Genomic DNA, 13577 nt, shown 5'->3' with positions numbered 1-13577 from the left:
AGTGCCGAGGCGGCAGCACGTGGACGGCTAGTACTTCAGCAGGGCCGCGCCCCAGGTGAAGCCGCCGCCGACGCCTTCTAGCATGAGGGTGTCGCCGCGCTGGATGCGGCCGCTGCGCACGGCGACGTCCAGGGCCAGCGGCACGGAGGCGGCCGAGGTGTTGCCATGCTCGTCGACGGTGGCGATGAGCTTGTTCAGGTCCAGCTTCAGCTTCTTGGCCGTGCCCTGCATGATGCGGATATTGGCCTGGTGGGGGATCAGCCAGTCCAGATCGGCCTCGGTCAGGCCGGCCTTGTCGAGCACGGAGCGGGCGACCTTCTCCAGCACGCCGACGGCGAGCTTGAACACGGCCTGGCCGTCCATCTTCAGGAAGGGGCTGCCGAGCACCTGGCCGCCAGCGACGGTGCCGGGCGTGCACAGCACGTCGACGTGGCGCGAATCGGCATGCAACTCGGTCGCGAGGATGCCGGGCTCGGCGCTGGCACCCAGCACGACGGCACCTGCGCCGTCGCCGAACAGCACGCAGGTGGTGCGGTCCTTGAAGTCGAGGATGCGCGAGAACACCTCGGCACCGACGATGAGCGCCTTGTTGGCAGCGCCGCTCTTGATCATCGAGTCGGCCACGCTCAGCGCGTAGACGAAGCCCGAGCAGACGGCCTGCACGTCGAAGGCGGCGCAGCCATGCACGCCCAGCTTCTTCTGCAGCAGGCAGGCGGTGGACGGGAACACCATGTCCGGCGTGGACGTGGCGACGATGATGAGGTCGATCTCTTCGGCGGCGATGCCGGCGGCTTCCAACGCGGCTTGAGCAGCAGGAAAGGCCAGGTCGCTGGCGCCCTGATCGGCTGCCGCGAAATGGCGGGCGCGGATGCCCGTGCGCTCGACGATCCAGTCGTCCGAGGTCTCGACGCCGTCGGCCGCCAGGCGGTCAGCCAGGGCCTGGTTGGTCACGCGGTCGGCCGGCAGGAAGCTGCCGGTGCCGAGGATGCGGGAATAACGGGGGGTGTGGATTCCAGTAGGGCTCATGCAGCCTGCGCGACGGAGTTCGCCGCGTTGTCTCCAGCATCAGTCGCCTTGGCTTACAGCGCGGCGACGATGCGGTCGTGGACCCGGTCAAGCAGCCGGTTGCGGGCGGCATCATAAGCGCGGGCCAAAGCCTGCTCGAAGGCAAAGGCATCGGCCGAGCCATGGCTCTTGAACACCAGGCCGCGCAGGCCCAGCAGGGCCGCGCCGTTGAAGCGGCGGTGGTCGACGCGGTGCTTGAAGGCCTTGAGGATGGGCAGGGCCAGCACGGCGACCAGCTTGGTCAGCAGGTTGCGGCTGAACTCTTCCTTGATGAAGGCGCCGATCATGGTGGCCAAGCCCTCGGAGGTCTTGAGCATGACATTGCCGACGAAGCCGTCGCAGACGACGATGTCCGTCGTGCCCTTGTAGATGTCATTGCCTTCGACATTGCCGAAGAAGTTCAGCTGGCCAGCCGCCCCGGCGGCGCGCAGCAGTTCGCCAGCCTGCTTGATGGTCTCGCTGCCCTTGATGGCTTCCTCGCCGATATTGAGCAGGCCGACGCTGGGCTCCTCGTTGCCTTCGACCGCCGACACCAGGGCGCTGCCCATGACGGCGAACTGCAGCAGGTGTTCGGCGCTGCAGTCCACGTTGGCGCCGAGGTCCAGCACCGTCGTGAAGCGGCCGCGCTGGTTGGGCATGACGGTGGCGATGGCCGGTCGGTCGATGCCGTCCAGCGTCTTCAGCAGATAGCGGGCCACCGCCATCAACGCGCCGGTGTTGCCGGCCGACACGCAGGCGTGGGCCAGGGCCGGGTTGCCGTCGCGGTCGGCCTTGAGCTGCTGGATGGCGACGCGCATCGACGAGTCGCGCTTGCGCCGCAACGCCACCTCGATGGGGTCGTCCATCGTGACGACCTCGCTGGCACCGACGACGCGGCAACGCGGCCATGCCGCGGCGGCGGTCAGCTCCTCGGGCTTGCCGACGAGGATGAGTTCGGCGCCGGGGTGCTTGTCGAGAAAGGCGCGGCAAGCCGGCAACGTGACCGAGGGGCCGTGGTCACCGCCCATGCAGTCGACGGCCAGCCGGATCGGTTCGGGCAGGGGAGCGGCGGTCATTTCAGTGGTTTTCGTGAGCCACAAAGACCAAACCCGGCCCTGCGCGGTACGCAGGCCGGGTCGGCAGATTCATCAATGGTTCGGCGCCGCGCCAGGCGGCACCCGGCACCATCAGGCCGCGTCGGCCTTGCTCTTCAGCACCTTGCGACCACGGTAGAAACCGGTCGGGCTGATGTGGTGACGCAGATGCACTTCGCCCGTCGTCGGCTCGATGGCCGTGCCCGGGGTGACCAGGGCATTGTGGGAACGGTGCATGCCGCGCTTGGAAGGCGACTTCTTGTTTTGCTGAACGGCCATGAAATTCTCCAGACTCTGCGGAACTTGGGGACGCGACCCCGGGGAGCGAGATCAAAGCTCGAGCTCCAGGCCGCAGAAAAGCCCATGAGTGTAGCACCGGATGCAGGATCCGCCAAATTGCGTGGGTGGGAGACCTGGGCAAAGCGGCGCGGGCCATGGTTTCAGGCGCTACCGCCCCGCTTCAGGGCTGCGAGCTTGGCAAAGGGGTTGGGGCGCTCGTCCTCTTCCGCTTCGGGCAGCTCATCCGTGTGGGCCAACGGCTCGGGGCAGACCTCGTGGCGCGGCACCAGCGGCAGGGCCAGCAGCAATTCGTCCTCGATCAGTTCGCGTGCATCCAGGTGGCGCGGCAAGGCCAGCACATCGTCGTCGCTGTCGACGTCCAGCGCCGCCGCTTCGGCCTCGGTGTCGACAAAGCGGATCCAGCGGTCGATGTCGATGTCTTCATGCACCGGCTGCAGGCAGCGCTGGCAGGTCAAGGCGACCTGGCCGGACGAGGTGAGATGCAACCAGGTCTGGGCCTTGCCGCCCTTGGGATGGCGGATCTCGCCGTGCAGGGCCCACTGCACTGCCGGCCAGCCGCTGGCGGGGGCCTCGGGGGCAGCCGAGTCGGCCAGGCGCGGCAGCGAGGCCGCCGGCCATTCCCCGGTCAGGCTGGCATCGTCATGGGCCAGGGCTGCGACGTCGAGCTTCTCGGGAACAAAGGCGCGCGATTTCATGGGTGAGAGTTTAGGCGGGGGAGAATGCCGCGATGCCTCAGCTGATCCTTGCCTCGACCTCACGCTATCGACAGGAATTGCTGGCCCGGCTGCGCCTGCCCTTCGAGGCCGTCGCACCCGAGGTCGACGAGACCGCCCTGCCCGGCGAAGCCCCAGCGGCCCTGGCGGAGCGCCTGGCCCTGGCCAAGGCGCGCGTGGTCGCAGCAAGATTCCCCGGCGCCATCGTCATCGGCTCCGACCAGGTGGCCGATCTGGCCGGCGAGGCAATCGGCAAACCCGGCACTCACGAGGCCGCCACCGCGCAGTTGCGGCGCATGAGCGGCCGCGAGGTCGTGTTCCAGACCGCCGTCGCCGTCGTGGCACCGGGCCTGGCGGCCATCGAGCGCGCCGAGGTGCGGGTTCGCCTGCGCGAACTCAGCGACGCGGCCATCGAGGCCTATCTGCGCGCCGATGAACCCTACGACTGCGCCGGCAGCGCCAAGGTCGAGAGCCTGGGCATCGCGCTGCTCGATGCGGTGGAATCCGACGATCCGACGGCGCTGATCGGCCTGCCGCTGATCCGCACCTGTGCCCTGCTGCGTCGCGCCGGCCTGGAGCCTCTCGCATGAACAAAGGCCGACTCATCCTGATGCCCAACACGCTGGACTTCGGCGTGGACGATTCTCTGGACCTGCGCGAGGTGCTGCCCCAGCGCGTCATCGAGCAGGCGGCAAAGCTCACGCACTGGGCCGCCGAGAACGCCAAGACGACGCGCTCGCTGCTCAAGCGCGTGGATGCGATTGCGCCTCTGGCTCAGCCGCTGCAGGCCATGCAGATTGCCGAACTGCCCCGCCCGCCCAAAGGTGGCAGGGGCGGTGGCGACGACGCGGCCGCCTGGCTGGCCTTGCTGGACCCGACGCAGGCTGGACACGACCTCGGCCTGATTTCGGAAGCCGGCCTGCCCGCGGTGGCCGACCCGGGCGCACGCCTGGTAGCCCTGGCGCACGAAGCCGGCATCGAGGTCGTGGCCCTGTCCGGGCCCAGTTCCTTGCTGCTCGCGCTGGCGGCGAGCGGGCTCAATGGCCAGAGCTTCGCCTTCGTCGGCTATCTGCCGGTGGACGCCGGGCCACGCACCGCGCGCATCCGCGAGCTGGAGGCCCTGTCCGCCAAGGCCCAGCAAACCCAGTTGCTGATCGAGACGCCCTACCGCAACGAGGCCTTGCGCCAGGCCCTGCTGGCGGCGCTGAAGCCGGGCACGCGGCTGTCGATCAGCGTCGGCCTGACGCTGCCCGGCGGCTGGACACAGACCGCCACGGTGGCGGACTGGCGCTCCAACGGCAGCAAACTGCCCGACCGCATCCCGGCCGTGTTTGCGATCCTGGCTTAGGACTCGGCCGGTTCCGCGGCGCGCTTGGCGCCGAACAGCGCGGCGACCTGCTTCTTGGGCTTGATGTAGCTGGACAGGCCCTTGGCGGTGGTGGGCGCTGCAGCCTTGGCCTTCTCCCAGGCCGCCGGCTCGGCGCCGCCTGCGCTCGCCTCATAGGGCTTGTCGAAGAAGGGGTCCTTGGGCGGTGCCGGCGGGCGGTACGAAGGCCGTGCCGCAGGTCGGGCCTCGAAAGAAGCTTCTCTTTCCTCGCGAGGACGCTCGAAGCGCGGCGGGCGGCTGTCCTGCAGTTCGAAGGGGTCGAGGTCAATCTTGCGCTTGAGCAGTTTCTCGATGTCGGCCACCAGGCGCGCATCGGACTTGGTGACCAGCGTGACGGCCAGTCCCGAAGCGCCCGCGCGGCCGGTGCGGCCAATGCGGTGGACGTAATCCTCGGCGTTGAAGGGCACGTCGAAATTGAACACGGCCGGCAGATCGGCGATGTCCAGGCCGCGCGCGGCCACGTCGGTCGCGACCAGCACGTCCACTTCGCCACGCTTGAAGGCGTCCAACGACTTCAGGCGCTCATCCTGCGACTTGTCGCCATGCAGGGCCGCTGTGCGCAGGCCGTCACGCTCGAAGGAACGCGCCAGACGGGCGACGCCCAGCTTGGAATTGCCGAAGACGATGGCCTGGCGAAGAGAACGCTCCTTCAGGATCTGCTTCACGACGGCACGCTTGTCGTCGTCCGTGCAGGCGATGAAGCGCTGCTCGACGGTCGTGGCCGCCTGATTCGGGCGGGCCGTCTCGACGAGGATGGGGTCCTGCAGATAGCTTTGGGCCAGGCGCTTGATCTCGGGCGAGAAGGTGGCCGAGAACAGCAGCGTCTGACGCGCCTTGGGCAGGTAGCTGAGGATGCGCTGCAGATCGGGCAGGAAGCCGATGTCCAGCATGCGGTCGGCCTCGTCGAGCACGACGTACTCGACCTGGTTGAGCACGCAGTTCTTCGCCTCGATGTGGTCCAGCAGGCGGCCCGGTGTGGCGATCAGCACCTCGACACCGGCCTTGAGCGCGGCCGTCTGCGGCTTCATGTCGATGCCACCGAAGACGACGACGGAGCGCAGATGCGTGTGCTTGGCGTACTTCTTGACGTTCTCGGCGACCTGGTCGGCCAGCTCGCGCGTCGGGGCCAGCACCAGGGCTCGCACCGGGTGGCGCGCGGGCGAGACGCTGGGGTTCTCGTGCTTGAGCATGCGCTGCAGCAGCGGGATGGAGAAGGCGGCCGTCTTGCCGGTGCCAGTCTGCGCCGCGCCCATCACGTCCTTGCCGTCCAGCACGATGGGAATCGCCTTGGCCTGGATGGGCGTCATCGTCATGTAGCCGGAATCGGCCACCGCGCGCAGCAGTTTGGCGTCGAGGGGAAGGGTGTCGAAGCGGGCGGGCGCCGCTTCAACGGGCGCCGCGTCAGCGGACTCGGGGGTTTCTTGCATCCGCTGATTATCCCGGATGCAGGAAAACTGCGCCCGCCCTACTCCGGCCGGGCCATCGGCGGCCGGGTTTCGGCCCGCGGATGGAGCACCATCCAGCGTGGCGTGCGGAAGCGCACGATGCGCCAGTACAGCAGCACATAGAAGACGACAAACAGCCCCAGGATGATCTGCAGCATGACGGTGTCGTCCCACCAGATCGTGGCCGGCACGACGGACAGGCTGCACAGCACCCACAGATAGGGCGCCGTCAGCGCATTGCGGCGCGTCAGCACGGCAGCGTCTTTGCTGCCGATGGCCCAGCGCATCAGGCGGCGGTAGATCAGGCTGTGCAGATGGATGCCGTCGGGCATGCCGACCGGCCGGCCGCGCACGACCTTGCGGCGGTACATGGAGAACACCGTCTCCCAGACCGGATAGGCGCACAGCAGCAGCGGGAACATCGGCGAGACCTCGGGGTTGCGCACCAGCAGCAGGATGGCGAGCTCCGACAGGATGAAGCCGAGGAAATAGGCGCCGCCGTCGCCGAGGAAGATCAGCCCGAAGGGGTAGTTCCACATGAAGAAGCCGAGCACGGCACCGATGACGGCGATGGCCATGGCCGCGACGAACTGGTCGCCCGCCTGCAGGGCGACATAGGCCAGGCCCGCCAGCATGATGGCCGCGCACATCGAGGCCAGGCCGTTCATGCCGTCGATGATGTTGATCGAATTGGCGACGCCGCTGACGACGAGCAGGGCAAGCACATAGCCGCCGACCGTCGTGGCCGCGATCAGGTCCAGCCCCGGGATGGCGGTCTCCTTGATCTGCGCGCCCAGCAGCCAGGCCCCCAACGCCGCGGCGAGCAGCGTGGCCAGCATGCGGCGCAGCGGGCTGACGCGCTTGGTCAGGTCCTCAATGACGCCGGAGATGAAGGCCGGCACGCTGCAGGCCAGCAGCAGGGCCGCCATGGTGCGCATGGCCGGATAGCGCCAGGCCAGCAAGGCGGTACCGACGGTGAAGCCGCTGAAGATGGCCAGGCCGCCAATGCGCGGCACCGGCCGCGAATGGAATTTCTGGGGCCCCGACAGGTCATGGTCGGCCGACAGCGCGCCATGCAAGTGCGACGAGCGGATGATGAGCAGCGTCGCGGCTGCCGCAATGGCAAAACTCAGGGCGAGGATGGGAAGCATGCAGTTCCGCGGGCCATGGGCGGGGGGTACCCCGGCGGTCAGCCCGCCTGTAGACCCGAGGACGGAAGTGTAGCCAGTGACTTTTGCGCGCCGCAGCACGGCCCGTGGCGCTGGCTAGAATCCGCGCCGCCTTTGCCCTCTCCATGGGGCGAGTGCGCGAACCGTCAATCCATACGAGCCTCGTCAATGAATATCAGCGTGCCCAGGGACCGAACACCGTTTTTGACCGGGTTGCTCAAGGGAACGGCGGCGCTGGCCATGGCGGCCAGCCTGGGCCTGCACGGCGTGGCGATGGCGGCAGACGACAACAACGACGCCAATCCGGTCGGCCCCGTGCGCCTGCTGGTGCCGAACAAGCAGGGCGCGAACAGCAGCGCCGACCAGCAGAACGCGGCACCGCTGGCGCCCTCGCAGCGTGAGACCGTGCTCCAGCAGCAGCAACAGATGCTGCTGCAGCTGCAGATGCTGCTGCAACCCATCCCCGGCCAGCCCCTGACCCGCGAACAGCTGGCGGCCCGCGCCGCCCAGCAGACCGAGTTCGAGCGCTATGTGCAGCGCGCGGTGGGCGACGACGTCGAGATCAAGCGCTTCGGCTCCGAGCTGATGACGCCGGGCCTGCCCCAACCCTATGAACTGCAGCAGCCGCAGCAGCAGCTCCAGCAGCAGCGCTCGGGCCCGGCCTTGCTGGGCGAGACCTCGAGCCAGATCCCGTCGGACTATGTGATCAGCGTCGGCGACGAGGTGCTCGTCAACATCTGGGGCGCGGTCGAGGCCGATCTGCGCCTGACCGTCGACCGCGGCGGCCGCATCACCATCCCGCGCGTGGGCCCCGTGCTGGTGGCCGGCGTGCGCTATGCCGACCTCAACACCACGCTGGAGCAGCGCGTCGGCCAGGTGTTCCGCAACTACAAGCTCAGCGCCGCGCTGGGCAAGTTGCGAGGCATCCGCATCTATGTGACGGGTTTCACCCAGCGCCCCGGCGCCTACACCGTCAGCAGCCTGTCGACCATCGTCAACGCGATGATCCAGGCCGGCGGGCCCTCGGCCTCGGGGAGCTTCCGCAATCTGGAACTGCGCCGCGGCGGCAAGCTGGTCAGCAGCTTCGACCTCTATGACCTGCTGCTGCGCGGCGACCGCAGCGGCGACCGCCTGCTGCAGGCCGACGACGTCGTCCACATCGGCCCCATCGGCCAGCAGGCGGCGCTGATTGGCAGCGTCAACCGCCAGGCCATCTTCGAGCTCAAGCCCGGAGAGACCGTCAACGACCTGATGCTGATGGGCGGCGGCCTGAGCGCCGCAGCGGAGCGCGGGCGCCTGGCCATCGAGAGCATGGCCACGCGCAACGAAGGCCGCGTCGCCGAGGTCAAGCTGCCGCAGCAGGGCAACCTGGCGTTGCAGGGTGGCGACGTCGTGCGCGCCTTCAACGCCCTCGACACGGTGCTGCCCCAGTACAAGCAGAACAAGCGTGTCCGCGTCGATGGCGAAGTGCAGCGGCCGGGCGAATACATCTTGCCGCCCAGCAGCACGCTGGCCGACGTGATCAAGGCCGCAGGCGGCCTGACGCCGGCCGCCTTCATCTACGGCTCCGAGCTCAGCCGGGAAAGCGTGCGCGTCGCGCAGCAGGCCCAGTACGACCGCGCGCTGCGCGACCTCGAAGGCGAATTCGCCCGCGTCATGGTCAAGCCGCGCGCAACGACGACGCCCGACGATCCCACCACGCAGAGCAACCGCGGCCAGGCTTCCGGCCGCCTGATCGACCGCCTGCGCGGCGTCAAACTGACGGGCCGCATCGTGATGCAGATCTCCCCGACGGCGAACAACCTGCCCGAACTGGCCGTCGAGGACGGTGACCGCCTCACCGTCCCGGCTCGCCCCACGACAGTGGGCGTGTTCGGCAGCGTCTACAACACCGGCAGCTATGTCTACAGCCAGGGCGCCAGCGTCGACGACATGCTGCGCCTGGCCGGCGGCCCGACGCGCGGCGCCGACGCCGGCAGCGCCTTCGTCATCCGCGCCAACGGCAATGTGGTCAGCTCGCGACAGCAGAGCAGCGGCTGGTTCAGTTCGGGGACGGGCCTGTCGGCCGTCGGCGCGCAGCCGGGCGACACGATCTACGTGCCTGAGGACCTGACCAAGGTCACCTTCAGCCAGGAGGCGAAGGAGTGGACGCAGATCCTGTACCAGTTCGGCCTGGGTGCTGCGGCCCTGAACTCCCTGAAGAACTAAGCGATGAACAGTTCCAGCACCCCGCAGGCCACCCTCGCGGCGCCTGAAGAGTTCCCCATCGGTGCCATCGTTGGCGCGCTGTGGCGGCGCCGCCTGCTGATGGTGGGTGTGCCCCTGCTGGTCAGCGCGCTGGCCCTGGGTGGCAGCTACCTGGTGCCACCCACCTATGCGGCGCGCGTCAGCTTCCTGCCGCCCCAGCAGCAGCAAAGCGGCGCGGCCGGCGCCCTGGCCTCGCTGGGCGCGCTGGCGAGCCTCGCCGGGGCCGGTGGCGGCATCAAGAACAACGGCGATCAATACCTGGCCCTGGTGCAGAGCGTCACCGTCGCCGACCGCATGGTCGAGCGCTTCGACCTGGTCAACAAATACGAGCGCAAGTTCAAGGTCGACGCGCGCAAGGAACTGGGCGAGAACACGCGCGTCACGCTGGGCCGCAAGGATGGCCTGATCACGCTGGAGGTCGACGACCACGATCCCAAGGTCGCGGCCGACATGGCCACGGCCTATATCGAGGAGCTGCGCGCGCTGACGGCCAGGCTGGCCCTGACGGAAGCCCAGCAGCGCCGCATCTTCTTCGAGAAGCAGCTGGGCTTGGTGAAGGACAAGCTGACGGCGGCCCAGCAGGCCCTGGCGGCCACCGGCATCAGCATCGGCGCATTGAAGGCCGAGCCCAAGGCCACCGCCGAGGGTGTCGCCAAGCTCAAGGCCGAGCTGACGACCGCCGAGGTCAAGCTGCAGGTGCTGCGCCGGGCCATGTCCGACAGCGCGGCCGAGGTCATGGCGGTGTCGGCCCAGGTGTCGGCCCTGCGCGCCGAGATGGACAAGCTGGGGCAGAACGAGGCCCCGTCCACCCAGGGCAGCTACATCTCCGCCTACCGGGAGTTCAAGTACCAGGAAGCGCTGTTCGAGCAGATCTCGCGCCAGTTCGAGGTTGCCCGCATCGACGAGAGCCGCGACGGCGGCCAGCTGCAGGTGGTGGACAAGGCCGAGATCCCCGAGCGCAAGACCAAGCCCAAGCGCAGCACCTACATGCTGGTGGCCTTCATGCTGGCCTTCCTGGCCTGCGCCGGCCTGGTGCTGCGCCGCGAGTACAAGGAAAAGGGTCGCCTGGGCTGAGCAATCGTTCAGACAACAAAAAGGCCGCTCGGTTTGAGCGGCCATTTTGTTGGCGTGTGCCTGTCAGGCCCCGGGCTTGCGCCAGACCTTGCGGTTCACGAAGCCGGTGTAGCTGACGATGATGCGCAGGATCTTGTCGGAGACATTGGCCGGCGCGTAGTCGTTGACGAGCCGCAGCAAGCGCTCGTCGCCACGCGGCTGGGTCTCCAGGATGCGCAGGCCGTCCAGCACGCGCTCGACGTCGAAGCCCACCATCATGACGGCCGCTTCCTCGAAGCCTTCGGGGCGCTCGTGCACCTCGCGCAGGTTCAGCGCCGGGAAGTTCAGGATGGAAGACTCTTCGGTGATGGTGCCGCTGTCCGACAGCACGGCGCGCGCGCCGCTCTGCAGCTTGATGTAGTCCAGGAAACCGAAGGGCTTCATGAACTGCACCTGGGGGTGCATGGCCTGCGTGGCCAGTAGCGTCTCCAGGCGCTTGCGGGTGCGCGGGTGGGTCGAGACGATGACGGGCTCGTCATAGCGCTCGGCCAGCGTGTTCAGCACCACCAGCAGGCGTTGCAGGCTTTCCGGCGCGTCGACGTTCTCCTCGCGGTGCGAGCTGACGACGAAGTACTTGCCGGGCTCCAGGCCCTGTCGCTGCAGCACATCGGAGGCGTCGATACCGGGGCGGTAATGCTCTATGACCTCGCGCATCGGGCTGCCGGTGACGATGACCTGGTCGGGCGGAAAACCCTCGCGCAGCAGGTAGTCGCGGGCGATCTGGCTGTAGCTGAGGTTGATGTCCGAGGTGTGGTCGACGATGCGGCGGTTGATCTCTTCCGGCACGCGGAAGTCGAAGCAGCGGTTGCCGGCCTCCATGTGGAAGATCGGCACCTTGCGGCGCTTGGCGGCGATGGCCGCCAGGCATGAGTTGGTGTCGCCGAGGATGAGCAGCGCGTCGGGCTGGGTCAGCTCCAGCACCTTGTCGACGTTCTGGATGACCTGGGCGATGGTCTCGGCGGCGGTGGCGCCGGCGGCTTCCAGGAAGTGGTCGGGCTTGCGGATGCCGAGGTCGCTGAAGAAGACCTCGTTGAGCTCGTAGTCGTAGTTCTGGCCGGTGTGCACCAGCACATGCTCGCAGTGGCGGTCGAGCTGGGCGATGACGCGGGACAGCCGGATGATCTCCGGCCGCGTGCCCACGACGGTCATGACCTTAAGCATTCACGGCCTCCTTGATGAGGTCCAGCTGCAGCAGCACCTGCTTGACCTCTTCGACGCTCAGCCGCTGGGTGTTGTGCGAGGTGTAGTCGTCGATCTCGGAGATCGCCGTCTCACCCTCGACGAAGTACTTGGCGTAGTTCAGATCGCGCGAGTCGGCCGGGATGCGGTAGTAGCCGCCCAGGTCCTCGGAGCGGGCCATCTCCTCACGCGAGACCAGGGACTCGTAGAGCTTCTCGCCGTGGCGGGTGCCGATGATGTTGATGTCGTTGCTCTTCTTCAGCAACTGGCGCATCGCCTCGGCCAGGTCGCCGACGGTGGAGGCCGGCGCCTTCTGCACGAAGATGTCGCCGGGGTGGGCATGCTCGAAGGCGTACAGCACCAGGTCGACCGACTCCTCCAGCGACATCAGGAAGCGCGTCATCGTCGGGTCGGTGATGGTCAGCGGCTTGCCGTCCTGCAGCTGCTGCAGGAACAGCGGGATGACCGAGCCGCGCGAGGCCATCACGTTGCCGTAGCGCGTCGCCGACAGCACCGTCTTGGCCGGGTCGCACAGACGCGACTTGGCGACCATGACCTTCTCCATCATGGCCTTGGACATGCCCATCGCATTGATGGGGTAGACGGCCTTGTCGGTGGACAGCACGACGACGCGGCTGACGCCCTGGGCGATGGCCGCGCGCATGACGTTCTCGGCGCCGACGACATTGGTCTTCACCGCCTCCATCGGATAGAACTCGCAGGACGGCACCTGCTTGAGCGCAGCCGCATGGAAGACGTAGTCGACGCCGTTCAGCGCGTCATGCACGCTGTCGTAGTCGCGCACGTCGCCGATGTAGAACTTGACCTTGTCGCTCTTCAGGGCGATGCGCATGTCCTCCTGCTTCTTCTCGTCGCGGCTGAAGATGCGGATCTCGGCGAAGTCGGATTTCAGGAAGCGCTGCAGCACCGCGTTGCCGAAGCTGCCGGTGCCGCCGGTGATCAGCAGGACTTTGTCTTTGAACATGGGATCTCTCGAAAAAGGGCTCAGCCGAAGGCGCGCATCTCGCGCACCAGCTCGGGCCAGGAGGGCGGCGCATAGCCGGTGGCCGCACGGAAGCGGCTGGAATCCAGCGAGCGGTCGATGACCAGCTTGTCGTCGGGGGCGATGTCGTTGTCGCGGCCGTATTCGGCGGCGGCCAGCTTGAGCAGGCTGTACTTGTCGATGGGCTCGGCCGACACATGCCAGGTGCCGCGCAGCTCGGGGTGCGGCACGACGAAGTCCTTCATGATGCGGGCGAGCTCGACAGTCGGGAAGCCCGAGAACACCGCCTTGGTGAAGCCGCGCACCGGCCCGTTTTGCGCCAGGAACCAGCCGATCAGGCCGTGGGCGCTGGCCAGCTCGTGGCCGATGATGGAGGTGCGCAGCGTGACGGCATTCTCGTAGTCGACCTCACCCATCAGCTTGCTGCGGCCGTAGAGGTCGTAGGCGTCAGATGGGTCGGTTTCCAGGTAGCCGCCCTTCTTGCCCGAGAACACGCAGTCGGTGCTGACGTGGATGAGGCGGGCGCCGGCCACTTGCGCCAGGCGCGCGAGGCGGTGCGGCAGCAGCGCATTGATCGGAATGGCCGTCAGCGGATCGTCGGCCTCGGCGAGCTGCTTGACGACGCCGATGCAGTTGATGACGAGGTCGGGGCGCACCTGGCCGAAGACCCGCGTCAGGCTGTCCAGGCTCTCGACGTCGACGCCGGCGACGAACTGCGCCGCGGGCGCCTTGGCCTGCAGCGTCGCGATGACGCCGGGGCTGCGCACGGAGCCGAACACCTCGAAGGCCGGATCGGCCGCAAAGACGCGCAGCACCGCGTTGCCCAGCATGCCGCTGGCGCCCAGCACCAGCAGGCGCCGCTTGTTCTGACTCATCGCAACTT

At 67.9% G+C, this 13577-nt stretch carries 13 protein-coding genes; 4 read left to right on the top strand and 9 right to left on the bottom strand.

All coding sequences use genetic code 11. The features are described 5' to 3' along the window. Positions 1 to 27: 27 nt before the first annotated feature. From AC1DW3_RS22885 to AC1DW3_RS22870, 4 genes are all read right to left on the bottom strand, one after another. Positions 28 to 1026, bottom strand: a complete 999-nt coding sequence (locus tag AC1DW3_RS22885) for a beta-ketoacyl-ACP synthase III (RefSeq protein ID WP_477935214.1) — start codon at positions 1024 to 1026, stop codon at positions 28 to 30. Positions 1027 to 1079: 53 nt separating this feature from the next. Continuing rightward, positions 1080 to 2120, bottom strand: coding sequence for a phosphate acyltransferase PlsX (gene plsX, locus AC1DW3_RS22880; RefSeq protein WP_477935213.1), 1041 nt, complete (start codon positions 2118 to 2120; stop codon positions 1080 to 1082). Between the two features lie 111 nt (positions 2121 to 2231). Next, positions 2232 to 2417 (bottom strand): 50S ribosomal protein L32, encoded by a 186-nt coding sequence (gene rpmF / locus AC1DW3_RS22875; protein ID WP_056876082.1) that lies wholly within the window; start codon positions 2415 to 2417, stop codon positions 2232 to 2234. A gap of 161 nt (positions 2418 to 2578) precedes the next feature. Further along, positions 2579 to 3133, bottom strand: coding sequence for a YceD family protein (locus AC1DW3_RS22870; protein WP_477935212.1), 555 nt, complete (start codon positions 3131 to 3133; stop codon positions 2579 to 2581). Positions 3134 to 3165: 32 nt separating this feature from the next. Between AC1DW3_RS22870 and AC1DW3_RS22865 the strand changes: the two genes are divergently transcribed. Then, positions 3166 to 3741, top strand: a complete 576-nt coding sequence (locus tag AC1DW3_RS22865) for a Maf family nucleotide pyrophosphatase (RefSeq protein ID WP_477935210.1) — start codon at positions 3166 to 3168, stop codon at positions 3739 to 3741. Then, positions 3738 to 4499, top strand: coding sequence for an SAM-dependent methyltransferase (locus tag AC1DW3_RS22860; protein ID WP_477935208.1), 762 nt, complete (start codon positions 3738 to 3740; stop codon positions 4497 to 4499). The genes AC1DW3_RS22865 and AC1DW3_RS22860 overlap by 4 nt, the downstream gene beginning before the upstream one ends. Here the strand turns inward: AC1DW3_RS22860 and AC1DW3_RS22855 are convergent. Next, positions 4496 to 5965 carry a DEAD/DEAH box helicase gene (locus AC1DW3_RS22855; RefSeq protein WP_477935206.1) on the bottom strand — a complete coding sequence of 490 codons (1470 nt, stop codon included), beginning with the start codon at positions 5963 to 5965 and terminating at the stop codon, positions 4496 to 4498. The two genes, AC1DW3_RS22860 and AC1DW3_RS22855, sit on opposite strands and share 4 nt — an antisense overlap. Positions 5966 to 6003: 38 nt before the next feature. Further along, on the bottom strand, positions 6004 to 7134 hold the full coding sequence (locus AC1DW3_RS22850; protein WP_477935204.1) for an MraY family glycosyltransferase: 1131 nt from the start codon (positions 7132 to 7134) through the stop codon (positions 6004 to 6006). A gap of 198 nt (positions 7135 to 7332) precedes the next feature. Here AC1DW3_RS22850 and AC1DW3_RS22845 point away from each other — a divergent pair, with 198 nt between their 5' ends. After that, positions 7333 to 9360, top strand: coding sequence for an SLBB domain-containing protein (locus AC1DW3_RS22845; RefSeq protein WP_477935202.1), 2028 nt, complete (start codon positions 7333 to 7335; stop codon positions 9358 to 9360). Between the two features lie 3 nt (positions 9361 to 9363). After that, the gene (locus AC1DW3_RS22840) at positions 9364 to 10473 is read left to right on the top strand and encodes a Wzz/FepE/Etk N-terminal domain-containing protein (protein ID WP_477935200.1); all 1110 of its coding nucleotides are present in this window, start codon (positions 9364 to 9366) and stop codon (positions 10471 to 10473) included. 63 nt (positions 10474 to 10536) lie between these two features. On the opposite strand, the gene wecB is transcribed toward AC1DW3_RS22840, so the two are convergent. Genes wecB through AC1DW3_RS22825 form a run of 3 tightly spaced genes read right to left on the bottom strand, consistent with a single transcriptional unit; the run spans position 10537 to position 13569 of the window. Beyond that, positions 10537 to 11673, bottom strand: coding sequence for a non-hydrolyzing UDP-N-acetylglucosamine 2-epimerase (wecB, locus tag AC1DW3_RS22835; RefSeq protein WP_477935198.1), 1137 nt, complete (start codon positions 11671 to 11673; stop codon positions 10537 to 10539). After that, positions 11666 to 12676: an SDR family NAD(P)-dependent oxidoreductase gene (locus tag AC1DW3_RS22830; RefSeq protein ID WP_477935196.1), complete on the bottom strand. Its 1011-nt coding sequence runs from the start codon at positions 12674 to 12676 to the stop codon at positions 11666 to 11668. The genes wecB and AC1DW3_RS22830 overlap by 8 nt, the downstream gene beginning before the upstream one ends. Positions 12677 to 12696: 20 nt before the next feature. Beyond that, positions 12697 to 13569, bottom strand: a complete 873-nt coding sequence (locus tag AC1DW3_RS22825; RefSeq protein WP_477935194.1) for a dTDP-4-dehydrorhamnose reductase family protein — start codon at positions 13567 to 13569, stop codon at positions 12697 to 12699. Positions 13570 to 13577: the final 8 nt, after the last annotated feature.

This window comes from Roseateles sp. P2_H4 (assembly GCF_056403315.1).
This window is presented reverse-complemented; position numbering and strand designations above follow the sequence as displayed.

Bases quoted from the DNA above. Each gene is read 5' to 3' on its own strand.
- AC1DW3_RS22860 (WP_477935208.1), top strand. From the start codon at position 3,738: ATGAACAAAGGCCGACTCATCCTGATGCCCAACACGCTGGACTTCGGC.
- AC1DW3_RS22830 (WP_477935196.1), bottom strand. From the start codon at position 12,676: ATGTTCAAAGACAAAGTCCTGCTGATCACCGGCGGCACCGGCAGCTTC.
- AC1DW3_RS22850 (WP_477935204.1), bottom strand. From the start codon at position 7,134: ATGCTTCCCATCCTCGCCCTGAGTTTTGCCATTGCGGCAGCCGCGACG.
- AC1DW3_RS22870 (WP_477935212.1), bottom strand. From the start codon at position 3,133: ATGAAATCGCGCGCCTTTGTTCCCGAGAAGCTCGACGTCGCAGCCCTG.
- plsX (WP_477935213.1), bottom strand. From the start codon at position 2,120: ATGACCGCCGCTCCCCTGCCCGAACCGATCCGGCTGGCCGTCGACTGC.
- AC1DW3_RS22865 (WP_477935210.1), top strand. From the start codon at position 3,166: ATGCCTCAGCTGATCCTTGCCTCGACCTCACGCTATCGACAGGAATTG.
- AC1DW3_RS22885 (WP_477935214.1), bottom strand. From the start codon at position 1,026: ATGAGCCCTACTGGAATCCACACCCCCCGTTATTCCCGCATCCTCGGC.
- AC1DW3_RS22825 (WP_477935194.1), bottom strand. From the start codon at position 13,569: ATGAGTCAGAACAAGCGGCGCCTGCTGGTGCTGGGCGCCAGCGGCATG.
- AC1DW3_RS22855 (WP_477935206.1), bottom strand. From the start codon at position 5,965: ATGCAAGAAACCCCCGAGTCCGCTGACGCGGCGCCCGTTGAAGCGGCG.
- rpmF (WP_056876082.1), bottom strand. From the start codon at position 2,417: ATGGCCGTTCAGCAAAACAAGAAGTCGCCTTCCAAGCGCGGCATGCAC.
- wecB (WP_477935198.1), bottom strand. From the start codon at position 11,673: ATGCTTAAGGTCATGACCGTCGTGGGCACGCGGCCGGAGATCATCCGG.
- AC1DW3_RS22840 (WP_477935200.1), top strand. From the start codon at position 9,364: ATGAACAGTTCCAGCACCCCGCAGGCCACCCTCGCGGCGCCTGAAGAG.